Annotated in this window: 20 protein-coding genes and 1 tRNA gene; 8 read left to right on the forward strand and 13 right to left on the reverse strand. The window is 59.6% G+C overall.

Annotated elements, in window-relative coordinates:
• The 3 genes from AAEZ03_RS22265 to AAEZ03_RS22275 all read right to left on the reverse strand — a co-directional run.
• On the reverse strand, positions 1-275 hold a 275-nt coding region (locus tag AAEZ03_RS22265; protein ID WP_350581635.1), incomplete at its 3' end, for a contractile injection system protein, VgrG/Pvc8 family.
• A 618-nt stretch (positions 276-893) separates the two neighbouring features.
• Positions 894-969 (reverse strand) — tRNA-Asn (locus tag AAEZ03_RS22270).
• Between the two features lie 66 nt (positions 970-1035).
• A complete protein-coding gene (locus AAEZ03_RS22275; RefSeq protein WP_350581638.1) occupies positions 1036-2232 on the reverse strand; it encodes an amino acid aminotransferase in 1197 nt (398 codons plus the stop codon).
• Between the two features lie 334 nt (positions 2233-2566).
• On the opposite strand from AAEZ03_RS22275, the gene uvrB reads away from it, so the two are divergent.
• The 6 genes from uvrB (at position 2567) to AAEZ03_RS22305 (ending at position 9788) form a co-directional block, all read left to right on the forward strand.
• A complete protein-coding gene (gene uvrB, locus AAEZ03_RS22280) occupies positions 2567-4582 on the forward strand; it encodes an excinuclease ABC subunit UvrB (RefSeq protein WP_350581640.1) in 2016 nt (671 codons plus the stop codon).
• Between the two features lie 282 nt (positions 4583-4864).
• Positions 4865-5509: a sugar dehydrogenase complex small subunit gene (locus AAEZ03_RS22285; protein WP_278937585.1), complete on the forward strand. Its 645-nt coding sequence runs from the start codon at positions 4865-4867 to the stop codon at positions 5507-5509.
• Positions 5506-6261: an FAD-dependent oxidoreductase gene (locus AAEZ03_RS22290; protein ID WP_350581641.1), complete on the forward strand. Its 756-nt coding sequence runs from the start codon at positions 5506-5508 to the stop codon at positions 6259-6261. The genes AAEZ03_RS22285 and AAEZ03_RS22290 overlap by 4 nt, the downstream gene beginning before the upstream one ends.
• A 24-nt stretch (positions 6262-6285) precedes the next feature.
• Positions 6286-7098, forward strand: a complete 813-nt coding sequence (locus tag AAEZ03_RS22295; RefSeq protein WP_350581644.1) for a GMC oxidoreductase — start codon at positions 6286-6288, stop codon at positions 7096-7098.
• A 1-nt stretch (position 7099) separates the two neighbouring features.
• Positions 7100-8443: a c-type cytochrome gene (locus AAEZ03_RS22300; RefSeq protein ID WP_350581647.1), complete on the forward strand. Its 1344-nt coding sequence runs from the start codon at positions 7100-7102 to the stop codon at positions 8441-8443.
• Positions 8444-8639: 196 nt separating this feature from the next.
• Complete coding sequence (locus tag AAEZ03_RS22305; RefSeq protein ID WP_262123578.1) at positions 8640-9788, forward strand: MFS transporter; 1149 nt, start codon at positions 8640-8642, stop codon at positions 9786-9788.
• Between the two features lie 271 nt (positions 9789-10059).
• Here the strand turns inward: AAEZ03_RS22305 and AAEZ03_RS22310 are convergent, their stop codons facing one another.
• From AAEZ03_RS22310 to AAEZ03_RS22345, 8 genes are all read right to left on the reverse strand, one after another.
• The gene (locus AAEZ03_RS22310) at positions 10060-12477 is read right to left on the reverse strand and encodes a TonB-dependent siderophore receptor (RefSeq protein WP_502947940.1); all 2418 of its coding nucleotides are present in this window, start codon (positions 12475-12477) and stop codon (positions 10060-10062) included.
• Between the two features lie 157 nt (positions 12478-12634).
• The gene (locus tag AAEZ03_RS22315) at positions 12635-13612 is read right to left on the reverse strand and encodes a FecR family protein (RefSeq protein WP_350581667.1); all 978 of its coding nucleotides are present in this window, start codon (positions 13610-13612) and stop codon (positions 12635-12637) included.
• Positions 13612-14106, reverse strand: coding sequence for a sigma-70 family RNA polymerase sigma factor (locus AAEZ03_RS22320; RefSeq protein ID WP_350581649.1), 495 nt, complete (start codon positions 14104-14106; stop codon positions 13612-13614). The genes AAEZ03_RS22315 and AAEZ03_RS22320 overlap by 1 nt, the downstream gene beginning before the upstream one ends.
• Positions 14107-14191: 85 nt before the next feature.
• On the reverse strand, positions 14192-15511 hold the full coding sequence (locus tag AAEZ03_RS22325; RefSeq protein WP_314915434.1) for an MFS transporter: 1320 nt from the start codon (positions 15509-15511) through the stop codon (positions 14192-14194).
• A gap of 291 nt (positions 15512-15802) precedes the next feature.
• Positions 15803-17233, reverse strand: coding sequence for an efflux transporter outer membrane subunit (locus tag AAEZ03_RS22330; protein ID WP_350581651.1), 1431 nt, complete (start codon positions 17231-17233; stop codon positions 15803-15805).
• Positions 17230-18294 (reverse strand): HlyD family secretion protein, encoded by a 1065-nt coding sequence (locus AAEZ03_RS22335; protein ID WP_350581653.1) that lies wholly within the window; start codon positions 18292-18294, stop codon positions 17230-17232. The genes AAEZ03_RS22330 and AAEZ03_RS22335 overlap by 4 nt, the downstream gene beginning before the upstream one ends.
• Positions 18291-19838 carry an MFS transporter gene (locus AAEZ03_RS22340; RefSeq protein ID WP_502947941.1) on the reverse strand — a complete coding sequence of 516 codons (1548 nt, stop codon included), beginning with the start codon at positions 19836-19838 and terminating at the stop codon, positions 18291-18293. Before AAEZ03_RS22340 ends, AAEZ03_RS22335 begins: the two co-directional genes overlap by 4 nt.
• A gap of 155 nt (positions 19839-19993) precedes the next feature.
• On the reverse strand, positions 19994-20902 hold the full coding sequence (locus AAEZ03_RS22345; RefSeq protein ID WP_350581655.1) for a LysR family transcriptional regulator: 909 nt from the start codon (positions 20900-20902) through the stop codon (positions 19994-19996).
• 395 nt (positions 20903-21297) lie between these two features.
• Between AAEZ03_RS22345 and AAEZ03_RS22350 the strand changes: the two genes are divergently transcribed.
• A complete protein-coding gene (locus AAEZ03_RS22350) occupies positions 21298-22083 on the forward strand; it encodes an SDR family NAD(P)-dependent oxidoreductase (RefSeq protein WP_048369195.1) in 786 nt (261 codons plus the stop codon).
• 55 nt (positions 22084-22138) lie between these two features.
• On the opposite strand, the gene AAEZ03_RS22355 is transcribed toward AAEZ03_RS22350, so the two are convergent.
• Positions 22139-23173: an ABC transporter substrate-binding protein gene (locus AAEZ03_RS22355; RefSeq protein WP_350581658.1), complete on the reverse strand. Its 1035-nt coding sequence runs from the start codon at positions 23171-23173 to the stop codon at positions 22139-22141.
• Between the two features lie 143 nt (positions 23174-23316).
• Positions 23317-24090: a class II aldolase/adducin family protein gene (locus AAEZ03_RS22360; RefSeq protein ID WP_350581661.1), complete on the reverse strand. Its 774-nt coding sequence runs from the start codon at positions 24088-24090 to the stop codon at positions 23317-23319.
• 153 nt (positions 24091-24243) lie between these two features.
• On the opposite strand from AAEZ03_RS22360, the gene AAEZ03_RS22365 reads away from it, so the two are divergent.
• Entirely contained in the window at positions 24244-25656 is a 1413-nt protein-coding gene (locus AAEZ03_RS22365; protein WP_262123586.1) for an aminotransferase-like domain-containing protein, read from the forward strand.
• The last annotated feature ends 199 nt before the right edge of the window (positions 25657-25855 follow it).

The following is a 25855-nucleotide window of genomic DNA, read 5'->3' on the forward strand; positions in this document are numbered from 1 at the left end:
GCGTGGTAGCGGGTACGGCGAAAACCGGTGTCGCCCTGACGGAACAGACTGACCAGACCATGGACATAGCGCACCGGCGTTTCGCCGCGCCACACCGTGAACAGCGCGCCCAGATCGAGAACGCGATTAAAGTCCACCGCCGAGTCGTGGCTGACCAGGTCCAGGGTTAATTTGAAGGGTTGCGACAAGCCTTCTTCGAGCTTGAACTCGACCACCTCAAAGGCATCGCCTTGCAGGGGCTCGAAGGTAAAACGCAGATCGCTTTGACGGGGCATGGACGCTCCTGAGGCGGCAAGTACCCTACCCCGGATTTTACCGGTAGAAGGCAACTGGCACGGCGTGGATCTAGACCAAGGGAGGGAGGATTTTGACGGGCGCTAGCCCTGCTCTTGCCTGCCGAGCACAGGCAAGTGGACAGGACGTAATTTTGGAGTGGTGCCGGAGTATTGTTTCGACATTAGGGATGTCCTTTTTCCTATTCAGAATAAGGAACATTTAACCCTGTAAAGACCCAAGCTGTACTGTAGGCCTGATAGCTTTTTGGCGTGGGAATAGTCCTAGGAAAAGCCGCCCCGCCTACGACGTCGCGCTATCGCGCAGCAAGCAGGCCACCGAATTATTCAGCATCCCCCAATCGGTCGCTTCTCCTTCGGGAGAGGCGTGGTGAGGGCTTTTAGATCAAAAGCCAGGTCAAAAGATCGCGAGACAAGCTCGCTCCTACAGGGGCTTTAGAATCAATCCCATACTTTTTAGGGTGCGGTCTAGATAGAAATGGTCAATTTGGGCAGGATGCGCGGGTCATCTTAGAGCTCAGCGCATAAACGAAAAAACCCGCCTTTCGGCGGGTTTTTCGGACGATTCATAAGCGCTGAAAGCGGCTCTGAATCTTTATCTGGCTCCACGACCTGGACTCGAACCAGGGACCCAATGATTAACAGTCATTTGCTCTACCAACTGAGCTATCGCGGAATGAGGGCTATCTTACTGATATCTAAAAAGAAGTCAACGCTTTGGCTGACTTCTCTCCAAAAAATTTTAGATGACCTTCACAATGGCGTCGGTCACGCCTTCGATGTTGCGCTGGTTCAGGGTTGCAACGCAGATCCGGCCAGTGTCGAGCGCGTAGATGCCGAATTCGGTGCGCAGGCGCCCTACTTGTTCAACGGTCAGGCCGGAGTACGAGAACATGCCGCGCTGACGCGCAACAAAGCTGAAGTCGTGGCCTGGTGCTTTTTTCGCGAGCAGTTCAACCATCTGACGGCGCATGCCGCTGATGCGCTCGCGCATTTCAGCCAGCTCGGCTTCCCACTTGGCACGCAGGTCCGGGCTGTTGAGAACGGCCGCGACAATGCTTGCACCGTGAGTCGGCGGGTTGGAGTAGTTGGTACGGATCACACGCTTGACCTGGGACAGAACGCGAGCGCTCTCGTCTTTGGACTGGGTGACGATCGACAGTGCACCTACACGCTCGCCGTAGATCGAGAACGATTTGGAGAACGAGCTGGACACGAAGAAGCTCAGGCCCGAGTCAGCAAACAGGCGCACGGCAGCGGCGTCTTCGGCGATGCCATCGCCAAAGCCCTGGTAAGCCATGTCCAGGAACGGGATCAGGCCCTTGGCTTTGACGACTTCCAGTACGTTCTGCCAGTCAGCCGGGGTCAGGTCAACGCCGGTCGGGTTGTGGCAGCAGGCGTGCAGCACAACGATCGAGCCGGCAGGCAAGGCGTTGAGGTCTTCGAGCATGCCAGCGCGGTTGACGTCATGGCTGGCGGCGTCGTAGTAACGGTAGTTCTGCGCCGGGAAACCCGCGGCCTCGAACAGTGCGCGGTGGTTTTCCCAGCTTGGATCGCTGATGGCGACCACAGCGTCTGGCTGCAGTTGCTTGAGGAAGTCAGCACCGATTTTCAGTGCGCCCGTACCACCAACCGATTGCGTGGTAATCACACGGCCAGCCGCCAACAGTGCCGAGTCAGCACCGAACAGCAGCTTTTGTACTGCCTGGTCGTAGGCTTGAATACCATCGATCGGCAAGTAGCCGCGCGAAGCGTGCTCTGCTGCCCGGATCGTTTCGGCTTCGATAACGGCACGCAAGAGTGGAATTCGTCCCTCTTCGTTGCAGTAAACACCAACTCCCAAATTCACTTTGTCGGTACGAGTATCGGCATTGAATGCTTCGTTGAGGCCCAGGATAGGATCGCGTGGTGCCATTTCGACAGCGGAGAACAGGCTCATTATTACGGCGGCTCTGAATGGATGATGGAGGGGGTGACACGCTCCAGCCGATTGCACTAGAGCGGTGCACAAACGGGGAGCAAGTATAAAGCTGATCAGGATTGGGGCAACAGGCGAAACCCGGTTTTGGCCAAGTATTTGAGTTTATTTTTGGCCCACTGGTCTAATTGCAATATTTGCCCAAACCGGCGTGCCAGCCTTACGCCTTGAAACAGTCAGTCACGATCTCCATATTTACACGTATCCTGTTTGCGCTGCGGCATGCGTCGTGTGCAGTCTTTCTCGCTTTGGCCGGGATTATCCCGACTCAAGGAAGCGAAACCAGAGGTCCGTTATGTCCGATTTTCAGCTCGTTACCCGCTTTCAGCCCGCCGGCGACCAGCCCGTGGCCATTCGCCAGATGATCGAAGGCATTGAGGCCGGTCTGTCGCACCAGACCCTGCTCGGGGTAACCGGTTCGGGCAAGACGTTCAGCATTGCCAACGTGATCGCCCATGTCAATCGACCGACGCTGGTGCTGGCGCCGAACAAAACTCTGGCCGCGCAGTTGTACGGCGAGTTCAAGTCGTTCTTCCCGAACAACGCGGTGGAATACTTCGTCTCGTACTACGACTACTACCAGCCGGAAGCTTACGTCCCCTCCTCCGATACCTTTATCGAGAAAGACGCATCGATCAACGACCACATCGAACAGATGCGACTGTCGGCAACCAAGGCGTTGCTGGAGCGCAAGGACGCGATCATCGTGACCACGGTGTCGTGCATTTATGGTTTGGGCAGTCCGGAAACCTATCTGAAGATGGTGCTGCACATCGACCGTGGCGACAAACTCGACCAGCGCGAGCTGTTGCGCCGTCTGGCCGACCTGCAATACACCCGTAATGACATGGATTTTGCCCGCGCCACCTTCCGCGTGCGCGGCGATGTGATTGACATCTACCCGGCCGAATCGGACCTGGAAGCGATCCGCATCGAACTGTTCGATGACGAAGTCGAAAGCATCAGCGCCTTTGATCCGCTGACCGGCGAAGTGATCCGCAAAATGCCGCGCTTTACCTTCTATCCGAAAAGCCACTATGTGACCCCGCGCGAAACCTTGCTCGATGCCGTGGAAGGGATTAAGGAAGAACTCAAGGAGCGCCTTGAGTACCTGCGCACCCACGACAAACTGGTCGAGGCGCAGCGTCTGGAACAGCGCACCCGCTTCGATCTGGAAATGATCATGGAGCTGGGTTATTGCAACGGCATCGAAAACTACTCGCGCTACCTCTCGGGGCGTGAGTCGGGCGCCCCGCCACCAACGCTATTTGATTATCTGCCTGCTGACGCACTGCTGGTTATCGACGAATCCCACGTCAGCGTGCCGCAAGTCGGGGCCATGTATAAGGGCGACCGTTCGCGTAAAGAAACCTTGGTGGAGTACGGCTTCCGTCTGCCTTCGGCGCTGGACAACCGGCCGATGCGCTTTGACGAATGGGAACGCATCAGCCCGCAAACGATCTTCGTCTCGGCGACTCCGGGCAATTACGAGGCCGAGCACGCGGGCCGGGTGATTGAGCAAGTGGTGCGGCCAACCGGTCTGGTTGACCCGCAAATCGAGATTCGTCCGGCGCTGACCCAGGTCGACGATCTGCTCTCCGAGATCAATAAGCGCGTGGCGAAGGAAGAGCGGGTGCTGGTGACCACGCTAACCAAGCGCATGTCCGAAGACTTGACCGACTATCTAGCCGATCACGGCGTGCGCGTGCGTTACCTGCACTCGGACATCGATACCGTGGAGCGGGTCGAGATCATTCGCGATTTGCGCCTGGGCGTGTTTGATGTGCTGGTGGGCATCAACTTGCTGCGTGAAGGCCTGGACATGCCCGAAGTGTCGCTGGTGGCGATTCTGGACGCCGACAAGGAAGGCTTCCTGCGCTCCGAACGCTCCTTGATCCAGACCATTGGCCGCGCCGCTCGTAACCTCAATGGCCAGGCGATTCTGTACGCCGACCGCATCACCGGGTCGATGGAACGGGCCATTGGTGAAACCGAACGCCGTCGCGAAAAACAGATCGCGTTCAACGCAGCCAACGGCATCACTCCTAAAGGCGTGTTCAAAGACGTCGCCGATATCATGGAAGGCGCGGTGGTACCGGGTTCGCGCAGCAAGAAGCGCAAAGGCATGGCCAAGGCCGCCGAAGAAAACGCCAAGTACGAAAACGAATTGCGCTCGCCGAGCGAGATCAGCAAACGCATTCGCCAACTGGAAGAAAAAATGTACGCCCTGGCCCGCGACCTGGAATTCGAAGCCGCCGCACAAATGCGCGACGAAATCGGCAAGCTCCGTGAGCGGTTGTTGCAGGTTTAATTATCTAAATAACACAGTTAACTGTAGGAGCGAGCTTGCCTCGCGATCTTTTGATTATTTAAAAGATCGCGAGGCAAGCTCGCTCCTACAGATCAATAATGATTTGCATTTCCAAAAACACATATATAAATAGCCGCACTCCAAAGATTCAACACCCGTTTTATTAATCTGAAAGTCCCCTCCCCGACTAACAATCAAAACTTGCCGTTAGTTGTATTTTGGCTATAAACAACTTTCAACGTATTAACACTGGATGTTAATCAGTTTGCCAGGGTGGGCACTATGTCTATGGATCGTCGCTCCTTTCTTGTATCGCTGGCCTTGATACCGCCTGCCTTGTATTGGTCGAGTGCACTGTTGGCCGCAGGGTCTGCTTCAGATGCGTTTCGCGAGGTGAGCCGGATCATTACCGGCGCCGACAACCTGACCCCCGGCGCTGCCGCCAGGATCGAGGCCTTGCTGACTGAGCGCCACGCAGGCTTTGCCGCACACCTCGCCGCATTGCACAAAACCCTGGCGGCAAGCACCAGCCGCGAAGCGGGTCTGTCGGCCCTCAGCGGTACGGATCTGGACACGGCACTGATCATCGCCAAACCCTGGTATTTGGGCTATGTCGGAACGCCGTCAGGGCGGATTCTTGAAGATGACGCCGCCTTCGCCACGTTTCTTGAAATGCAGGCGTATGCCAAGACCGGCGGCATTATCCCTGCGCAGAGCTACCCACCCGGCCCGGCAGGCTGGTGGCGAGACACGCCACGCGGGGTCGACGCTTCCGATCTGCCGGAAGGCGCCACCACCTGGGCTTATCAGCCATTGAAGCACTACACCATCGCCACCCCTGATCCGGCCTGGCACGCCTATGCCGAAGGCCGGTTCGATTCAATCGAAGCTGCCCGTGCGGCACTGGGCCAGGAGGCAAGGAAATGAGCGATTACGATGCTGACGTGATTGTCGTGGGCTCAGGTTCATTGGGCTCCATGGTGGCGCTGGAACTGGCCCGCGCCGGGAAAAAAGTCATCGTGCTGGAAGCCGGGCCTGAAACCACGGACTGGAAAGTCACCGACAACTTTCGTAACTCGGCGCGGCAGAACAACTTCAACGCGCTGTTTCCAGATGTGCCCTACGCCCCCAACAGCTTCAGCCCCGGCTATATCAGCCCGCACCTCGAAGGGATCGAAGTGTTCCCCGGCACCCTGCGTTCAGTCGGCGGCACCTCACGGCACTGGACGGCGGCCACCTGGCGCCTGCTCCCCGAAGACATGACCTTGAAGTCCAGCTTCGGTCTCGCCGTGGACTGGCCCATCACCTACGCCGAGCTTGAGCCGTTCTATTGCGACGCCGAATACGAAATCGGGGTCAACGGCATCGCCGATTACGACGAATCCGGCCAAGGCTTGGGGTACACCTACCCACCCCGCTCCCGGCCCTTTCCACTGCCACCCGAAGCCAAGCCCTACGCCATTCAGCGCTTGCAGCAACAAATTGCAACCAAGGGTTATCGCATCGACGTCGCCCCCTCGTCACGCATCAGCAAACCCTATGACGGCCGCCCCGCGTGCATTGGCAACAACATGTGCAACTGGAACTGCCCGATCGGCGCCAAGCACTCGGGGTATCACGTCGTTGAAAAGATCCGCAAGTTGGGCGTCGACCTGCGCAGCAACGCCATCGTGCACTAGATCGAAACCGGCGCAGACGGCCAGGTGACCGCCCTCCACTACCTGACGCCAAACCGTTCTGCAACGCGGCTCACGGCAAAAGTTTACGTGCTGGCCGGCCATGGCTTTGAAACCCCCAAGCTGATGCTGATGAACAATCTCGGGGCGCGCTCGGGCATGGTCGGGCGCAACCTGATGGTTCACCCCACCATCGACATGACCCTGCTCTCGTCGGAGCCGTTGTGGGCCGGACGCGGGCAGAACATTCACGGCGCGATCATGCAGCGTCGCAATCAGCCAGACCGCACGCGTATTCCTTCAACGCGCTATGACTTGCTGAACAACCCGCCCACTGTCGGCATTGCCGAAACCGCCTTGTCGGAGCGCAAGATCGGCGCCGCGCTGGATGACGAAATCCACGATCGTTCGGCCCGGATTTTTACCTTTGAAGCCCTGACCGAAGATTTGCCCGACATGGCCAACGGGATATCCCTGAACCCAGGCTTCAAGGATTCGCTCGGCTTACCGGGATTGCGCCTGGACTACCGGATCTCGGACTACACCAACGCCAACCTGCCCCGGCTGATGGACGATTTCGCCAACTTCCTGCAAGCCACCAACGGTACGCGGATCAGTGCACCCACAAAATGGATTTGCCAGCAGCACATCATGGGCACGGTGCGCATGGGCACCCAGGCCGAGGATGCTGTGGTGGACCGGGATCTGCGCTGTTTTGATCACCAGAACCTGTTTTTGGTGACCACCGGGGTCATGCCCACGGCGGGCGGTGTTAACCCCACTCTGACCGGGATGGCGTTGGCCATCCGCGCTGGCAAACATATCGCCAAGGAGGTGTGACATGCGTAAAGCCCTGATAGCCGTCACCCTCGCCCTTGGCACACAGTGGGCCAGTGCTCAGTCAAACGATGCCAGCCCGGTTGAACGCGGCAAATACATCGCCACGGCGGCCGACTGCGCGGGCTGCCATGGCGAAAATCTGGCAGGCGGCGCTGCAATTGCCAGCCCGCTGGGGCCTATTTATGCCTCCAACATCACCCCGGACACGCGTACTGGCATCGGCGGCTGGAGCGAAGAGCAATTGCGTGATGCCCTGCGCAAAGGCCGCGCTCCCGGCAAAGGCTGGCTGTACCCGGCAATGCCGTACACGTCCTACACCGGCATCAGCGATGCCGATGTGTCAGCGCTCTACGCCTATTTGCAGAGCGTGCCTGCGATCAACCATGAAGTGCGCGCAACCGACTTGAGCTTTCCGTTCACAAGGCCAGCCATGATTGCCTGGAACGTGCTGTACCTGAATGAAGGACACGCGGCAGGCGAGAAACCTGCACACGGTGAGTCGGCAGAACGCGGGCGCTATCTGGTCGAGGCCCTCGGGCATTGCAGCGCGTGTCACACACCACGCGGGGTCCTCATGGCGGAGTTGCCGGAGCAGCACCTGGGCGGCGCGTTTGTCGGCGGCTGGCAAGCCCCTAACCTCACTAACGACCCGTCCGGGCTGGGTAGCTGGAGCGATCAGGAACTCAAACAGTTTCTGCAAAAAGGCCATAACCCGGTAGCTGTCGCAGGGGGTGATATGGGCCTGGCCGTGAGTCGCAGCCTGAGCCATCTTGGCGACAGCGACATAGCCGACATCATTGCCTACTTGCGCCAAGTGCCACCGGTCATTACCCAGGGATTGCCTGCTGCGCCATCACGCCCGGCCCGCGTCGACCCCGACACGGTCGAGGGGCCTATTACCGGCTGGCGCAATCTGGCCAACAACGCCACCACCGATGGTGCCGTGCTGTATCAATCGGCGTGTGCCAGTTGTCACGGGGTCGACGGCACGGGTACCGCAGGGCCGGATCTAGGTCGGTTGCGCGACTTGCGCTCGGCCCATCCCAATAACCTGGTGCAAGTCATCGCCGGAGGCATCAACCTCGAAATAGAGGGCAGGCACATCCTCATGCCCGGTTTCCGTGACCAAATGAACAACGAGCAAATCGCCGCACTGGCCCGCTACGTACGTTCGACATTTGGGCAAGTGCCAGGCTCCGGGCCGGATGAACAGGAGGTGTCCAGCATTCTGTCGGATAAAACACCGGTGAGCTGGCTGATCAAATACGCCCCGGCGCTGGCCTGGGGCGCGATTGTCGTGCTGGTGCTGCTGGCGGGTTGGGTGTTCGTACGGCGTAAAGTCTAGGCCCTCGGCCTCTAGCCCCCCCCGTGGGAGCGGGCTTGCTCGCGATGCAAACGACTGGGTCTGTCTGTTACACCTCGTCGATCCCATCGCGAGCAAGCCCGCTCCCACAGCGTGATGGCGTTCGCGGGTCGCGAGGTTGGCCGCAACTGTGTAAGGATGTTGCTTTGTTTTTGCCGCTTGTCCTTCAAGGAAGACCATGACCTCCATGCCTAAAGCGCCTCCGGTTCCGGGGCGTCTCGAACAACTTTCGACGCGAATTGCCTTTTTTATTGCCGGCTTCGGCATCGCTGCCTGGGCACCGCTGGTGCCATACGCCAAGGCGCGGGCCGGGCTGGATGACGCGACGTTGGGGCTGTTGCTGCTGTCGCTGGGCGTCGGTTCGATTCTGGCCATGCCGATTGCCGGGGTGCTGGCCACACGCTTTGGTTGCCGCCGGGTGCTGACCGCCGGGACCCTGTTGATCTGCCTGAGTTTGCCGCTGCTGGCGACAGTCAGTTCCATCCCGTTGCTGATTGCCACGCTGTTTGTCTTTGGCGCCGGGCTGGGCACCGTCGACTCCACCGTCAACCTGCAGGCAGTGATTGTTGAACGCGCCAGCGGGCGCAACATGATGTCGGGCTTTCATGGCTTGTTCAGTGTCGGCGGGATCGTCGGCGCTGCCGGGGTCAGCGGCCTGCTGGCCATCGGCCTGACGCCTTTGTGGGCAATGGCCGTGGTCATCGTGCTGATCCTCGCAGCGCTGTTCAAGGCCGCGCCGCACCTGTTGCCCTATGGCAGCGAGAGCAGCGGCCCGGCGTTTGCCATCCCCCATGGCGTGGTGCTGTTTATCGGCCTGCTGTGCTTTACCGTGTTTTTGGCTGAAGGCGCGATGCTCGACTGGAGCGCGGTATTCCTGACCTCTGAAAAACACATCAACGAGGTGTATGCCGGGCTAGGTTATGCCGCGTTTGCCCTGACCATGACGGCAGGCCGGTTGCTTGGCGATACCATCGTCAGCCGCCTGGGCGCACGTCGGGTCATTGTTCTGGGCGGTCTTTTTGCCGCCGCCGGGCTGGCGTTGGCGACAGTGGCGCCGGACTGGGAAGTGTCGCTGTTGGGCTACGCGCTGGTGGGTGCCGGCTGCTCGAATATCGTGCCGGTGCTGTACACCGCGGTGGGCAAGCAGACCGTGATGCCTGAGAGCATCGCCGTGCCGGCCATTACTACGCTGGGTTATGCGGGGATTTTGGTAGGGCCTGCGGCCATTGGCTTTATCGCCCATGCCAGCAGTTTGAACATCGCCTTCGGCCTGATCGCCGTGATGCTGGTAGGCGTGGCTATCAGCGGGCGCATCTTGAAAGTCTGATTCACTCTGTAGGATTGGCCGCCCCGTCTTCGACGCCGCGCTGTCGCGCAGCAAACAGGACAGCGAGTATCTTCAGCATCCCCCAATCGGTTCCCTCTCCTTCGGGAGAGGGCTAGGGTGAGGGTTGCTCTTAGATAAAGATCAAAAGATCGCGAGCAAGCTCGCTCCTACAGGGCCGTTGGAATCAATCACTTATTTTGTGTTTGATAGAAGCCAGCTTGCCTCGCGATCTTTTAAACCATCAAAAGACCGCGAGACAAGCCGTGCTGCTTTAGAACCCTACGCTGGCCTGCACGAAGAACGTGCGCGGCTCACCCACGTAGATACCCGAGTTGTTGTCGCTGGAACGGGTGTAGTACTCCTGGTTGAACAGGTTTTTGATGCCTGCGCCCACTTTCAGGTTCGAGGCTTCAGGGCCAAAGTCGTAACCGACACGGGTGCTCCAGGTGGCGTAACCCGGAATATCGCCGTACTGGCCGTCCGGCGTCGGGTCGGTGATGTAAACCCCACCAGTGCCCGGTGCATGCTGTTGCGACTGGGCAAACATGTCGAGGTTGTAGCTCCAGCGGTTGACCACGTAGCGGGCGCCCAGGTTGAGCACTTGGCGCGAGTACAGCGGCAGGTCACGGCCTTTGAAGTTGGCGATATCACCCTCAGAGGTGGCTTTGGTGTAGGTGAAACCGGCGTTCACCGACAGGCCGTCAAGGGCCGGGTTAAGCGTCGACATGTCGTAATGAACCGACGTTTCGATACCCTGGTGCTTGGTCGCGCCGAGGTTGGTCCAGCCCACGTCGTTGCTCACGTATTGCAGTTCGTCAGCAAAGTCGATGTAGAACAGCGTGACTTCGCCGCCCCATACGCCATTGTCATAACGGGTACCGATTTCATAGGTCTTGGCCTTCTCAGGCTTCAGGCCTGCGGCGGTCTGGTCGCCCTGGCCGCCCTGACCCAACTGGAAGTACTGCAAGCTGCCAAACGAAGTTTCGTAGTTGGCGAACAGTTTCCAGGCATCGGAGAGGTGATACATCACGCTCAAGGCCGGCAACGCTTCGTTGCTGTCGATGCTGCGGTTTTTTTCCGGGACCGGCACGCCTTTGTTGTCCAGCACCGAGTGGTCCTGCCAGTTGGTGCTGATGCGCTCGAAGCGAATGCCCGGGGTGATGGTCCACTTGCCGACATCGATCTTGTCATCGATATAGAACGAGTTGGCTTCGGTCCCGCCGGTGCGGTCCTGATAAATATGGCCGTCAGCCCCAGGACGGGCCACAGGCACGTTATTGACCAGTTGCAGTTGGCTGGCCTCTTCCTGCATGGCTTCTTTCAGGTAGCGATAGCCAATGCCCACTTCCTGGGTAACCTCACCCAGGGTGAAGACGTGCGACACCCGTGGCTCGATGCCGAAGGTGTGATAGCTACGCGGGTACGAGGCCAGGGTTTGCAGGTTGCGCGCGGCAATGTTGCTACCACGGAAGCTGTCGGTGTAGTAGGTCAGGACTTCAAACTGGGTCTGGTCATCAATCTGCCGCAGGTATTTGAAGGACACGTCCTTACGCCGCCCGGTGAAGTTGTCCCAGTCGCGTACGGACTGGTACGGGTCAGCGTCAAACTGCTTCTGCGTCAGGCCGCCGGGCATGTCGGCGGTGGCATCGTAGTAGTGGAAGTTAAGGCTGAAATCGTCCTGATCGGTCGGCGCCCAATGGGTTTTCAGCAACACGTCGTCGATGTCGTTGTTGTTATTGCTCGCCCGGTAGCCATCACCTTTGACACCGGAATAGAGCAATGCAGCACCGATACCGTTGTCCGCAGTACCGCCCAAAAAGGCCGACTCCAGGTGCTTCCAGCCGCCACGCTCAGAGGTCTCCAGAGTGGTACCGACTTCGCCCTGGAAGGTTTCCGGGATGGCGCGGGTCACAAAGTTGATCACGCCGCCCACGTTCTGCGGTCCATAGCGCACCGAACCGGCACCGCGTACCACGTCAATGCTGTCGAGGTTGCCCGAGGAAATCGGCGCCATCGACAGTTGCGGCTGGCCGTACGGGGCAAACGCTGCGGGTACGCCGTCAATCAATACGGTCGAACGGGGCGACAGGCGCGAGGTCAAGCCACGCACACCGACGTTCAAGGAGATATCACTGCCGTCGGTGCCGTTGGACTCCTGTACCTGCACACCGGGAATGGTCTTGAGCACGTCGCCGACGGTCATTGCGCCCTGCTCGACCATTGCCTCGCGGCGCACCACTGTTCGCGCGCCGGGGTGGTTCTGCACCACTTGGGCGTTGGCATCGCCCAGCCAGTTACCCACCACTTTCACGTCAACCGGCCCCAGTTCCAGCGGGCCGGAAGCGTCGGAGGCACTCACGGTGGCCGCCGGGGTCAGGGTCACGGCGTCGCCATCAAGCTGGTAGTTCAAGCCGCTGCCTTGCAGCAGTTCACGCAGCGCTTGCTCGGGCGACAGGTTGCCATTGACCGCTGGTGCCTGCTTGCCGGCCACCAGTTGCGGACTGAAAAACACCTGCAACGAAGTTTGCTGCGCCAACTGGCTCAACGCGGCACCCAGTGGCTGGGCCTGGATATGGATGGCGCTGGCAACGGCTTCGCCGGCAAATGCAGCGGGCATCGCCGCACTGACCGCGAGGGCCAGCGCCAGTGGCAACAAGCGCGATCGTGCGCTGGACGATGGAGCTTTCAAAGATGGTTTAAGCGAGGAAAACCGCACACAAGGATGGTTGTTTTTCACGTCGAGTCTTGCCCAGTTGATCGCATTTGATTGCGCATTGTTAATGCAAACCAGTTGCAGTTGATCAAGAAGACGAAGAACTCGAAAAAAACCTGAATCCTATCTGAAATTATTTTGCCGAGATGATTTCCTGGCTGCCATCTTCACGGGTTTTGATCGCCACCGGCAGGATGCGCGGCAAGGCGCTGAGCAAGGCATCGGTGTCATTGGTCTTGAACACGCTGGTCAGACGCAACTGCCCCAGCGCTGGCGTACTGACGTGCAGCGGCGTGTCCCGATAGCGCGACACTTCGGCCGCAACCTCAGCCAGGCTGGCGTTATTGAACACCAGTTGCCCCTTGCGCCAGGCCGTCAGTGCTTCGGTATTCACAGGCTGTACGGCCGCCACCTGCCCTTGGGCATTGACCACCGTGCCCAGCCCCGCCGTCAGGTTAACCCGCGATCCGGGTTCGTTACCCTGCACCCGCACAGTGCCCGACTCCACGGCGACTTGCGCCTGGCCGTCCTCGTGGCGCACATCAAAACGGGTGCCGGTGACGGTCACTTGGCCAGGGCCAGCGAGCACCACAAACGGCCGGTCCGTGTCATGGGCCACGTTGAACATCGCCTCGCCCTGCTTGAGCACCACCGTGCGTTGCTGTCGTTCAAAACTGACCAGCAACTGGCTGCGGCTGTTGAGTTCGATGGCCGAGCCATCCGGCAAGGTCACGGTGCGGCGCTCGCCTGCCGTGGTGGCAAAGCTGCCCTGGTAATTGCCCATAGACTGCAACTGCGTCCACACCAATGCGCCGCCCGCCATTGCCAGCACGCTGGCCGCCAGACCAAAACCCAGTACAGAACGGCGCTTGATCGGCTTGACCGGCACTTCACAGAGTGCCTGCAGGCGCTCCTTGGGCAACAAATCTGCTGCCGACCAGAGGTTGACCAGCCATTGGTATTCCGTTTCATGGCTCGGATGGCGGGCGCGCCAGGCCTCGAATTCAGCCTGTTCTGCCGCATTCAAAGCCTGCGCCTGCACACGGGCAAACCAGGTTGCGGCAGCGTCACGCACACTGGCGATGTCGTGGGTACCGTCACGCGTATCCATCATTGAGCCTCCACCCGTTCACGCAAATGTCGCAGGGTGCGGATCATATATTTTTCCACCATGTTCTTGGACAGTCCCAGGCGCTCGGCGATCTCGGCTTGAGTCAGGCCTTCGATCTTCTGCCAGACAAACACCTTCCTGCAGTTCAGCGGGAGCTCTTGCAGGGCTTTTTCAACAGACTCAGCCAACTGGATAGCACGCATGTACTGCTCCGGGTCGCCCGTCTCGGACGAACTTGGGGGAACGGCTGCCTGCTCCTTGGCGTCACGTAACTCTTCACGGCGAAAACCATCGACAGCGATATTACGCGCCATTTGATGCAAATAGGCACGCGGCTGCTCGACGGCCTCCGAAGTGGATTCGAGCACGCGTACAAAAGTGTCATGGGCCAAGTCTTGCGCCTGCTGGCGGTTACGCAAGCGACGCGTCCAGGTACCGATCAACTCTTCGTAATGTTCAAAAAAGCCCGCTCGGCGGGGCACTTTGTGATTCATCGCACTGGACTGAATAGGTGGAGCGTGAATAGTAATGCTTCCTATTAATCCCAGCAATCATTGCGCTGACGGAAGGTTGCCTGGCTCACACCTCTGCCAACGCGCGCAAACGCCGCTCGACCTGATGGCCACGGGCAAAGCCGAACCAGCGGGCCGTGAGCACGCCGACCAGGCCCATTACCCCACAGAACAGCACGCACACCCACGGGCTCCACGGCATCAGGGCAATCAGCAACAACGGCGTGATACTGGCCCAAAGCGCGTAAGCGATGTTGTAGGTAAACGAGATGCCCGACACGCGAATCTCAGCCGGGAACAAACCGACCATCACTGACGGCACCACGCCAACGATCCCGCAGGTCAAACCGGCCAAGGCGTAAGCCAGCCCCGGCAAGCCCCATTGCCCGACCAGGCTGGCGTAGAGCACGCCAATCCCCAGCGGCAACAGCACGCTGTACAGCACGATGCTGCGCCAGACGCCGATGCGGTCGACGATCAGGCCTGCCAGCACACAGCCAATGTTCAAAAACACGATGCCTACGCTGCTCAAGGCAAACGTGTGGCTGGCGGTCATGCCGAACTGCTGTTGCATCACGGTGGGAGTAATGACGACAAACACCACCACGGCGCTGGTCAGTACACAGGTCAGCAACGCGGCGGGCAGCAATGACGGGCGGAAATCCCGTAATACCGTGCGCAAAGGCAGCTCTACCCTGCCCTCACGGCGCTCGCGCAAGGCCAGAAACACCGGGGTTTCGCTCAGCCAGCGACGCAGCCACACACCGATCACGCCAAACACGCCGCCCAGCAAAAACGGAAAGCGCCAAGCGTAATCGAGGATTTCGGCCGGGGTAAACAGTTGCGCCAGCAAGGTCGCCGTCAGGGCGCCGATCAAATAACCGAAGGTCAGACCGGCCTGTAAAAAGCCCAAGGCATAGCCGCGACGCCCGGCAGGCGCGTGCTCGGCGACAAATACCCAGGCACTGGGCACCTCACCACCAACTGCGGCGCCCTGAAAAATCCGCAACGCCAGCAGCAAGAGTGGCGCTAAATAGCCAATATCGGCATACGTCGGCATGATCCCGATCAGCAGACACGGCAGGGCCATCATCAGGATGCTCAGGCTGAACACCCGCTTGCGCCCCAGATGATCGGCAAAATGCGCCATTAAGATGCCACCCAATGGGCGGGCCAGATAGCCGGTCACGAAAATCCCGAAGCTTTGCAGCAAGCGCAGCCATTCCGGCATATCGGGCGGGAAAAACAGCTGGCTGAGGGTCAGGGCGAAGAACACGAAAATGATGAAATCATAGATTTCCAGCGCCCCACCCAGGGCCGCCAGCCCCAGGGTTCTATAGTCGGAGCGCGAAAAACGCGTCGTGACAGCTTGAGTATCGGCAGACATAAATACGCTCAAAGTGAACTGGACACGCCTATGCTGGCGCTTGATTCGAGGGCCGAGCATAACAAATCCCTGCGCAGCCACGCAGATACGAACGCTACAACTCGTCTTGCTGAATGTTGTAGGAGCGAGCTTGCCTCGCGATCTTTAAGATCAACAGATCGCGAGCAAGCTCGCTCCTACAACGTGGAGGGGTATTAAAAAGACCCTATCGCGAGACAAGCTCGTACTTCGGATTCGGGATGCGCCTCAAATCCTTGGCCCGAGCTTGTCTCGCGATAGAGTCTCGATTTATTAGCCCTGCCAGCCTCCGCCCAGCGCGCCATACAGGTCGACCAGCGACAGTGAAACCTGGGCGGTGCTGTCGACCAGCGCCGCCTGGTTGGCCAGCAGTGCGTTTTGCACGGTCAGCACGTTGAGAAAGTCCACGGTGCCCTGGGTGTACTGCTGGTGAACGCTGTCCAGTGCTCGCTGGTTGTAGGCGACCGCCTGCAGCAGGCTGTCACGGCGGCGCTGGTTGGCCTGGTATGCCACCAGCGCGTCGTCCACTTCGTGCCAGGCACGCAGCACGGTTTTCTGAAAGCCAATACCGGCTTCTTGCTGGCGGCCTTCCTGTAATTGCAGCGCGCCTTTCAGGCGTCCGCCCTCAAACAAGGGCACGCTCAGCCCCGGGCCAAAGGCAAAGCTGCGCGAGCCCCAACTGCCCAGGTCCGACAGTTGCAACGCCTGAAAACCCATATTCCCGGACAAGGTAATGCGCGGGTAAAAGTCCGCTTCGGCGACGCCAATGGCCGCCGTGGCCGCATGCAATTGGGCCTGCGCGCGGCGGATGTCCGGGCGTCGTTCTGCCAGTTCACTGGGCAAGCCGATGGGTACGGTCGCGGCATAGGACGGTACGTTGGCAGGCGTACTTAATTGCGCCTGCAAGGCTCTTGGCTCGCGCGCCAGCAACAGGCTCAGGGCGTTGATCAATTGCGCACTGTGCTGTTGCAACGGTGCCAGACGCGCCTGAATTTCTGCGACTTGGGCGGCCGCCTCAGAAACTTCCAGATCCGTCGCCACGCCTTCCTTGAGTTGTAGCCGAGTCAGTTCCAGGCTGCGTTGGGCGATGTGCAGGTTCTGCTCGACCACCGCCAGCCCTTGCTGGGTGCTGCGCAGCTCAATGTAATCCTGGGCGGTCTGCACGATGACCAGCAGTTGCACGGCATGGCGGTCTTCTTCAGCCATGTGCACCGAAGCATCTGCTACCTCCACCGAGCGCTTCACGCGCCCCCACAAATCGGCCTCCCAACTGATGCCGAGCCCGCCGTTCCACAGGTTAAACGCCTGCTTGCCCTCTTTACCCGACGGGTCATTCAAGCCGCGCTGGCTGTTGCGACTTCGGCTGTAGCCCGCCGAACCGTCTACCGCCGGCAGCGTGTCGGCGGCGACCTGACGGCGCATGGCCCGACTTTGCTCAAGGCGGCTGGCGGCCATTTGCAGATCAAAGTTGCGCGTCTGGGCTTCGCGTACCAGCGCCGATAGCTGCGTGTCGCCAAAACTGTCCCACCAGCGCATGTCCACCGGCGACTCAGCCGTCCCGCTGTGCCCGGACTGGCTTGGCGTGTTCGCCCAATGCGCGGCCAACGGTGTCTCGGGCGTCTTGAAATCAGGGCCCATCACGCAACCGCCAAGACTCAGCAAGCTGAAACAAGTGACGGCGCAGGTCATTATTTTGCTGTTCATCGTGCGCTGACCTGCTGTCCCGAGGTGCTGGCGGTGTCGACGGATGCATCCACCGACATACCTAGACGCAGTTGCTGGATCAACGGCTGGTCTGAGTCCAGGGTGATTTTGACCGGAATGCGCTGCACCACCTTGGTGAAGTTGCCGGTGGCGTTATCCGGCGCGATGGCCGAGAACGTCACTCCCGTGGCCGGGGCAATACTGTCGACGGTGCCGTGCAGTTGCTCGCCGGGGAAGGTATCGACCGTAACCATCACCCGCTGCCCCGGGCTCATGTGCGTCAGTTGATGCTCAAGAAAGTTCGCCACTACGTAGGCCTTGGCCACCGGCACCACCGCGAGCAAGGTGTCGCCCGGTTTGACGTAAGCACCTTTGCGCACGCTGCGACGCCCGACCACGCCGTCAAACGGCGCCACCAACTGGGTGTATGACAACTCCAGTTCTGCCCGAGCCTGCAACGCTTGTGCATGCTGCACCGAAGCCTCGGCGGCGGTGTGTTGTGCAGCCAGCACTCGGGTTTGCTGGCGGGCAGCTTCCAGTGCCGCGCGGTGTTGCGCCAATTGTGCACGGGCTGTCTGTGAGCGGTTCTTCGCCTGCTGCGAGTTTTGCAGAGTGCCTGCACCCTGCCCGGCCAAGTGCTCATAGCGTTGCAACTCGTGCTCGGCGAACTCCACCTGGGCGAGGTCGGCATCGACCGTGGCCTTGGCCTCCTCGATCAGCGAACGCTGGCGCTCAAGCATCGCCTGCGCATTCATCTGCTGAGCCTGGGCCGTGGCCACCATGGCCTGGGCGGCCATCACGCTGGCTTGATAATCCTGCGCATCGATGCGCGCCAGCAACTGCCCGGCTTTGACCGGCTGGTTGTCCTCCACCAACACTTCATCAATAAAACCCGCGACTTTCGGCGCGATCAGGGTGAAGTCGGCACTCACATACGCGTCATTGGTGCTTTGCTCCGGGCCGCTGGCAAACACCACGCACCACAACCCGTACAGCACCGCCAGCGCCAGCACGCCTGCACCCGCCATCAGCAAAGGCTTGCGCCCGTTTGTCGTACTCATTTAACTGCTCCCGCCACTGTGCCCGGCGGATAAATCCGCGTCGGGCCAAAAGGAATAATGACAACCAATAAAATCGCGACACCGGCCATGCACAGGTACAAATCCGAAGAGGTCAGCACCATCGCCTGCTGGTGCACCCGGTGCGCCAGATCGACACCGGCAGACACCAGCGGCGAGTTGCCCAGGCGATCGACCAGGCTCATCGAGTGGAAGTGTTCACGGTTGACTGTCAGCACTTGCAACACGCTGCCCGCTGCCACGGCCGAGAAGCCTTTAACCGTGTTGAACCACGCCGACGCGAAGGGCCCGTCAGCAGGATTGAGGCCGCCTGTCGACAGCATCAGCAGCGGGATCACCGCCATCGGCTGAGCGATGATTTGAATCGCCTGCAACCCGTAAAAGTTCTCGCGGCTCCACACCGAGGTCACCTGCGAACCCAGCACACACGCCAATGCCAGCAAGCCCAGACCGATGGCCAGTACCCAGCGGCAATCGACCCAGCGCAGGTTGCACAGGGCGACCACCAGCGGCAGCGCAATCAACTGCGGCAAGGCCACCATCAGCATCACCGGCGCGGTTTCCAGCGGGCGATAGCCCTGAATCTCCGCCAGGTAACTGGACGGGATCTTGATCACCGCCAACAGCACAAACAGCACCCCGGCCAGGGTCAGCAAGGCGCTGGTGAGATTGCGGTTCTTCAGTAACTGCAACTTGAAGAACGGCAGCGGGTGCGACCATTCGTTGATGAAAAACAGCACCAGCAAGGCCAGCCCGCCGACGATAAAGATCCGGATCATTTCGGACTCGAACCAGTTCAGCCGCTGGCCCAGCTCAAGGCCCAGCACCAGCATGATCAAACCGGGCAAGCCGAGCAGCAGCCCGCGCCAGTCAAACTGCTTGAAACGCTCCAGCCGCAGCGGGTCTTGCGGCAAGCCCCAGGCCACACAGGCCATGGCCAGCAGGCTGAGCGGAATGACTTGCCAGAACGCCCACTGCCAACCGGCGTATTCCACCCACCAGGCCGACAACGGCGTACCAAAGCTGGGGCCAAAAGTGGCGGTCAGCGCATAACTGCCCAGCCCGTACAAGCGGATGTGCGGCGGCAAAAAACGCAACGCCACCGACATCAACATGGGCGGTAACGCGCCTCCGGCAAACCCTTGCAAGGTCCGCAGCAGCATCAACACAGAAACGTTGGGGGCGAAGGGGCACAAGATACCCAGCAGCAAAAACGCGCCTATTGCACACAAGGTGAAGCGACGCAGCGAGAACGTCGCCGCACACCACGGCGCGAAGGCCATGGCACTGATCGACGTGGCCGAATACACCGCCAGCAACCAGGTGCTTTCGTCATAGCCGATGCCCATGGCGCCGCGTATGTCCGGCATCGCCACTTTGGTCACGTTTTCGTTAAAACCCGAGACCAGCACCGCCAGCAGCACCCCCACCAGCCCGGTAAAAATCCGCAAACCAAACGCGGCACTGGCCGGTGGCGCTGCAACGGGCGGCGCAACACTGGCCGAGCCTGCAGCCAGCGAGGTCACCACTCGGCTCCCGGCGCCCAATCACGCCCACGTTTAAAACGCCAATACATGGCTAACTCCGTCTTCTAACTAGATGACAAAAAGTTTAACCAAGCGGCAATGCTATAAAAATTGACAAATAGCTAACTGTGGAGTGCGTCAGACGCAATCCACAATCAAAGAGTGGCGTTCTCGCAGAAGGTTTTGAGGGTGCGGCGCAACCAGCGATGGGCGTGGTCATTGTCCAGGCGCGGGTGCCAGGCCTGGCTGATTTCCACAGGTTGCAGGGTGATGGGCAGTTCAAACTGACGCAGCTTCAAACCCAAGGGCTCAAGGGTTTTAAGCAACATCTGCGGCATGAGCGGCAGGATCAGGTCGGAAGCCGCAAGGGCAAAGATCGCTGAATAAAAGGTTGGCGTGGTAAAGGACACGCGCCGCTCCAGGCCTATCTCGGCCAGCATCGAATCGATCGGCCCATGAGGAACCCCACGGCGGGACACGCTGATGTGGTCAAACTCGACAAAGCGTTGCACGGTGAGCGGCTGGTCAAAAATGGGGTGACCTTCGCGGGCCAGCCCCACAAACGGACAAGTAAACAGGCGCTGGACTTTGATGTCCGCAGAAAACTTGTTGGTGGCGCAAATGGTCAGGTCGATACGCCCCTCGTTCAGCGCCTGATCATCGGTAAACCCCTCGGGCACGACCCGTAAGGTTGCTTTGGGCATTTCCTGGGCCATGCGCTGACGTAACGCTTCGCCGTACACACCGAAAAACACATCGTTGGAGCGGATGCTGAACGTGCGCTCCAGCGTGCGCAAATCGCTGTCCTGGCTTTGGGTGAACACCCCGTGCGCCAGCTCCACCACGCCGCGGACCTGCTCGCGCAGTTCCAGGGCTCTGGGGGTTGGCACCAGCCCGCGCCCGGAACGCACCAGAATCGGGTCATTCAACACTTCGCGGATACGTGTCAGGGTGCGGCTCATGGCCGGAGCACTGAGGTTCATGCGCCGGGCAGCGCCCGCTACCGAGCCCTCTTCGAGCAAGATATTGAGGGCAACCAGCAGATTCAAGTCAGGTATTTGCATGGTCGCAAGGTTAGCGTTTAACGTCCGCTGAGGCCAGATGCATCAAGCCGCATCGCCGTACAAGGTTGTTAAGCAGCGCACCATTATTGCGCAGGAGGTAAAACTGTATCCCAGCTCCTTAGCTAGCTAACTAAACCCCGGACAGGTAAATTGCCCGCCGTCAGGTTGATGCCTGACGCTCTCTTTGGTTGAGAATCTTGGCCATTACCGGATCCCCATGAGGGTAATGGCCCTTTTTTCTCACTGCTTGACGCCCTCGCCTTGTCTGTGACAAAACAGCTGTAGGAGCGAGCTTGCCTCGCGATCTCTTGATCTTGACCAGGCCAACAGCTGCTGCGGCCCCATCATCAGGTCTATGATGCTCACTCGCTTAACCCACTGACAGGAACCCTGGCATGAATCTCAATCTGCGTGGAAAACTTGTGGTCATTACCGGCGGCAGCAAGGGCATCGGCCTGGCCTGCGCCCGCGCATTCGGCCAGGAACAGGCCCGTGTGGTGATCGTGTCGCGAACGCTTGAGAACATCGAAGCGGCGCTCAAAACCCTGGAGCAGGACGGGATCAAGGCAAGCGGTTTTGCCGCTCACCTGTCGGTCTACGAAAATGCAGTGCAGGTGATCGCCGATATCGAAGCGCAGCATGGCCCTGTCGACATCCTGATCAACAGCGCCGGAGCGGCCAAACGCTATGACCCGCAAGACCTCGACGGCCAGGCGCTACGCGCGGGCATGGAGGACAAATACTATCCGGTGATCAATAGCCAGCAAGCCGTACTGGTGGGCATGCGCGCCCGCGGTCAGGGCGTGATCGTCAATATCATCGGCTCGGGCGGCAAGGTGCCGACCAGCACTCACCTGTCCGGCGGGGCTGCCAACGCCGCATTGATGCTGGCCACCGTCGGCGCCGCCGAACACTACGCGGCGCAGGGCATCCGGATCAATGCGATCAACCCCGGCTATACCCTCACGGGCCGGGTCGAACAATCGGTGGCCGTGGAAGCCAAGCGCTTGAATATTTCCCCCGAAGAAGCGTTGGCGCGTGGCGTGGCCAGCGTGCCGCTGGGGCGTTACGGGAAACCTGAGGAAGTGGCCGACGCGGCGCTGTTTCTCGCCAGCGACCGGGCCAGTTACATCGTCGGCGCGATCCTGCCGGTGAACGGCGGGCGCAATCCGGTTATCTGAACCTCTGCGCCAAACGCAATGCGGCCTGCTGACAGGCCGCATTTATTCGCTGCGATTACTTGGTTTTGGCGACCCATGAATTGAAGCGCTGCTCCAGTTCTTCGCCATGGTTGACCCAGAACTCGTTATTGATCGGCATGGCCTGGGACAGGTTATCCGGCGCGGTATTGAGCCGAGCTGCCAGGGCTGGGTCCAACAACGCTGCGGTGTTCAGGTTGACCGAGCCATAGCCCAATTCTTTGGTATGGATCTTTTGGTTTTCCGGCTTGAGGGTGAAGGCAATAAAGTCTTCGGCCACGGCCTTGTTTTTGCTACCAGTCGGGATCGCCCACGAGTCGATGGCGTAGATGCTGCCATTCCAGACCACCTTAAGGTTGGCCCCGGATTGTTGAGCGGCGAATACCCGGCCATTAAAGGCCGTGGTCATGACCACGTCACCGCTGGCCAGAAACTGCATCGGTTGCGCACCGGCTTCCCACCACTGGATATCGGACTTGATCTCATCAAGCTTGCGGAATGCGCGATCCACGCCTTCCTTGGTAGACAGCTGTTTATAGATGTCGGCGTACGGTACGCCGTCGGCCATCAACGCGACTTCGAGTGAGTACTTGGCGCCTTTGCGCAGGCTGCGCTTGCCAGGGAATTTGCGGGTGTCCCAAAAATCGGCCCAGCCGGTCGGCGCGCTGCTGACTTTGTCACCGTTGTAGGCGATGGCCATCGACCACACCAGCACACCGGCGCCACACTCGGACAGCGTGCCGGGCACGTAGTCCGCCGGGTTGCCCAGCTTGCTTTGGTCGAGGGGTTCAAACAGGCCTTCTTCGCAACCGCGAATCAGCTCCGGCGCTTCGACCTGCACGACGTCCCAGTTGACACTCTTGGTGTCGACCATGGCTTTGATCCGGCCCATCTCGCCGTTGTACTCGCCTGCAATTACTTTGTTGCCAGTGGCGTTGGCGAAGGGTTTGTAGAACGCGTCGGTCTGCACGTCCTTGCTGGCACCACCAAACGAAATCACGGTAATTTCGTTAGCCATCGCATTGGCCGAAATAGCCGCGATAAGCAAGGCTCCGATTGCTGTCTTTTTCATATCTACCTCTAGGATTAATTGTTATGGCAGAGTTGAATCACGCTTGGCAGCGCTCACTGAGCGAGCGCCCAGCTTCGCACATCTGGCTCTGGGGCCAGTCGAGTGTTGAGTCAGGCCGGTGACGACCTGACCGCTGCTGTCCCTCAGCTTTGGTAATCTCCTTCATCTTTAGAAATCAAACGCAGCACAGACGACCAGGCCAGTTGATGCAGGTTGTGCTCAATCTCGTCATCGGACTGTTGAGCGGTCAACTCACATACGGCCTCAGAGGGGAATCGCAAAACCGCCCCGCCCGCCTGCGCTTGAACCTGGGCCTGACAGGCACGCTCCAGGAAGTAAATCTGATTGAACGCCTCGGCAATCGAACGGCCGGTAGCGAGCAAGCCGTGGTTACGCAAAATCATCACCATGTGCGGGCCCAGGTCGCGCACCAGGCGCTGGCGCTCATCCGGGTTGAGAGCGATGCCCTCGTAGTCGTGGTAACCCAGACGCCGGTAGAACTTCAGCGCGTGCTGGCTGATCGGCAACAAGCCGTCTTCTTGCGCGGACACCGCGATGCCTGCCGAAGTGTGGGTATGCACGATGCAACTGATGTCATGCCGTGCCGCATGAATGGCTGAATGGATGTTGAAACCCGCACGGTTGACGCTGTCAGGGCTGTGATGGGCATCGACGGTATTGCCGTCGTAGTCGATCTTGACCAGATCGGACGCGCGCATTTCATGGAACAAAACCCCGTAGCGGTTGATCAGGAAGTGCCCTTCCTCACCCGGCACCCGAGCCGAAATGTGCGTGTCGATCAGATCGGTCATTCGAAAATGCGCCACCAGCCGGTACAGTGCAGCCAGGTCGCAACGGGTTTTCCACTCGTCATCGGAAATCAGGCTGCGGTCGAATTGAAAAGGCGTGTCGTGCATCGCGGGTCCTTGTTCGATTGAGGTGGCAATGGCATAAGCTTGCCCCCGCACGCCAGCGGCGACCATGCACAGAAAACCTGCTGCCGGCGCATTACTGTTATGGTCTTTTTACCGGTACACATACCGCAGCCCTTCGAGCCTGGACGGATGTTTATGATGTTTTTGGATCCCGACTCCGAGGAGTCACTGGTCAACCAGATCGTTTCGGGGATCAGCCTGGCGATCAAAGAACACCGGCTGAAATCCGGCAGCAAACTGCCTTCGATCCGCAAATTCGCGCAGACCCACAAGGTCAGCCACTTTACCGCTGTCGAAGCTTACGACCGCCTGGTGGCGCTCGGTCACCTGACGCCGGTGCGCAACGCCGGTTTCTATGTGCGCAGCAGCCCCGGCAACCCGCGCCCCGACCCTGTGCCGGAGACCCACGAGGAAGACACTGAGTTCGACTTTGACGCGCACTTGCTGCTGCAAAAAGTCTTCCAGCCCATGGGCATGGAATTACGCCCGGGCATCGGCCTGTTGCCCGAGCAGTGGACAGACCACGACGGCCTGCAACGCGGCCTGCGCACCTTGGCCCGCAACGAGCCCGGCAGTTTTTCCGGTTACGGGCAGGCCAAAGGTTCCCCCCGGCTGCGCGCTAAACTTGCCGAAAAACTGGCTGACACGCGAATCGCCGCCCACCCTGAGCAAATCATGCTGACCAGCGGTGGCAGCCATGCGCTGGACCTGGTCACGCGTTATCTGGTGCAGCGCGGTGACAGCGTGCTGGTCGACGAACCGGGCTATCACAACCTGTTCCTCAACCTGCGTTTGCAAGGGGCCAAACTGCTGGGTGTCCCGCGCACCCTCGATGGCTTCGACCTTGAGGTGCTTGAAGCGCTGATTATCCAGCATCGGCCCAAAGTGTTTTTCACCAACACCCGCTTGCACTGCCCGACTGGCACCAGCCTGTCGCTGGCGGTGGCACACCGGGTACTGCAACTGGCTGAAAAGTACGACTTCCTGATTGTCGAAAATGACATTTACGCCGACCTCGACACCACCGGCCAGCAAGCGCTGGCGGGCATGGATCAGCTGTCGCGGGTGATCTATATCGGCAGCTTTTCGAAAACCATTGCCCCGGCATTGCGGGTCGGGTTTGTAGCGGCGCACCAGGAACTGATCGACGAGTTGGTGCCGCTCAAGCTGGTCAGCGGCCTCACCACCTCGGAGCTGACCGAAGAACTGGCCCTGACGGTATTGCTTCAGGGCCGCCACCGCAAACACGTCAAACAGTTACAGAGCAATCTCGCCGACGCCCACGAAACCGTCGCGCGGTTACTGGAAGGCGTGGGGATGGAGCTGTTCGTCAAACCCCATGCCGGGATGTTTCTGTGGGCCCGTCATCCCTTGATCGAAGACTCCACCGCGCTGGCAACCAAAGCCCGCGACGAAAAAATCCTGTTGGCCCCCGGTCAGTTATTCATGCCCAACGCGCAGATCGTTCCGTGGATGCGATTCAATGTGGCGCATTCCCTGGACGAGCGCATTTACCGGCTGTTGGAGCGGGAGATAGAGCGCCTCTAAGATCAAAAGATTGCTCCTGCACGCAAAACCTGTAGCCGCTGACGAGGCACGAGGCTGCGATCGGGCGCGCAGCGGCCGTAAACCCTCTCAACAGCAAGATCAAAAGATCGCGAGGCAAGCTCGCTCTTATCAAACATAAAATAACCCATTGTTTTTATTCAAAAAAACTACCCAGCTTTTTCAAGCCTCCATCCCAGCT

The organism is Pseudomonas sp. HY2-MNA-CIBAN-0224 (assembly GCF_040310285.1).
In the GTDB taxonomy this organism is placed as follows: Bacteria; Pseudomonadota; Gammaproteobacteria; order Pseudomonadales; family Pseudomonadaceae; genus Aquipseudomonas; species Aquipseudomonas helleri.

Excerpts from the sequence above, each read along its gene's own strand:
- AAEZ03_RS22275 (WP_350581638.1), bottom strand. The coding sequence starts at position 2,232 with ATGAGCCTGTTCTCCGCTGTCGAAATGGCACCACGCGATCCTATCCTG.
- uvrB (WP_350581640.1), top strand. The coding sequence starts at position 2,567 with ATGTCCGATTTTCAGCTCGTTACCCGCTTTCAGCCCGCCGGCGACCAG.
- AAEZ03_RS22285 (WP_278937585.1), top strand. The coding sequence starts at position 4,865 with ATGTCTATGGATCGTCGCTCCTTTCTTGTATCGCTGGCCTTGATACCG.
- AAEZ03_RS22290 (WP_350581641.1), top strand. The coding sequence starts at position 5,506 with ATGAGCGATTACGATGCTGACGTGATTGTCGTGGGCTCAGGTTCATTG.
- AAEZ03_RS22300 (WP_350581647.1), top strand. The coding sequence starts at position 7,100 with ATGCGTAAAGCCCTGATAGCCGTCACCCTCGCCCTTGGCACACAGTGG.
- AAEZ03_RS22305 (WP_262123578.1), top strand. The coding sequence starts at position 8,640 with ATGACCTCCATGCCTAAAGCGCCTCCGGTTCCGGGGCGTCTCGAACAA.
- AAEZ03_RS22315 (WP_350581667.1), bottom strand. The coding sequence starts at position 13,612 with ATGGATACGCGTGACGGTACCCACGACATCGCCAGTGTGCGTGACGCT.
- AAEZ03_RS22320 (WP_350581649.1), bottom strand. The coding sequence starts at position 14,106 with ATGAATCACAAAGTGCCCCGCCGAGCGGGCTTTTTTGAACATTACGAA.
- AAEZ03_RS22325 (WP_314915434.1), bottom strand. The coding sequence starts at position 15,511 with ATGTCTGCCGATACTCAAGCTGTCACGACGCGTTTTTCGCGCTCCGAC.
- AAEZ03_RS22330 (WP_350581651.1), bottom strand. The coding sequence starts at position 17,233 with ATGAACAGCAAAATAATGACCTGCGCCGTCACTTGTTTCAGCTTGCTG.
- AAEZ03_RS22335 (WP_350581653.1), bottom strand. The coding sequence starts at position 18,294 with ATGAGTACGACAAACGGGCGCAAGCCTTTGCTGATGGCGGGTGCAGGC.
- AAEZ03_RS22345 (WP_350581655.1), bottom strand. The coding sequence starts at position 20,902 with ATGCAAATACCTGACTTGAATCTGCTGGTTGCCCTCAATATCTTGCTC.
- AAEZ03_RS22350 (WP_048369195.1), top strand. The coding sequence starts at position 21,298 with ATGAATCTCAATCTGCGTGGAAAACTTGTGGTCATTACCGGCGGCAGC.
- AAEZ03_RS22355 (WP_350581658.1), bottom strand. The coding sequence starts at position 23,173 with ATGAAAAAGACAGCAATCGGAGCCTTGCTTATCGCGGCTATTTCGGCC.
- AAEZ03_RS22360 (WP_350581661.1), bottom strand. The coding sequence starts at position 24,090 with ATGCACGACACGCCTTTTCAATTCGACCGCAGCCTGATTTCCGATGAC.
- AAEZ03_RS22365 (WP_262123586.1), top strand. The coding sequence starts at position 24,244 with ATGATGTTTTTGGATCCCGACTCCGAGGAGTCACTGGTCAACCAGATC.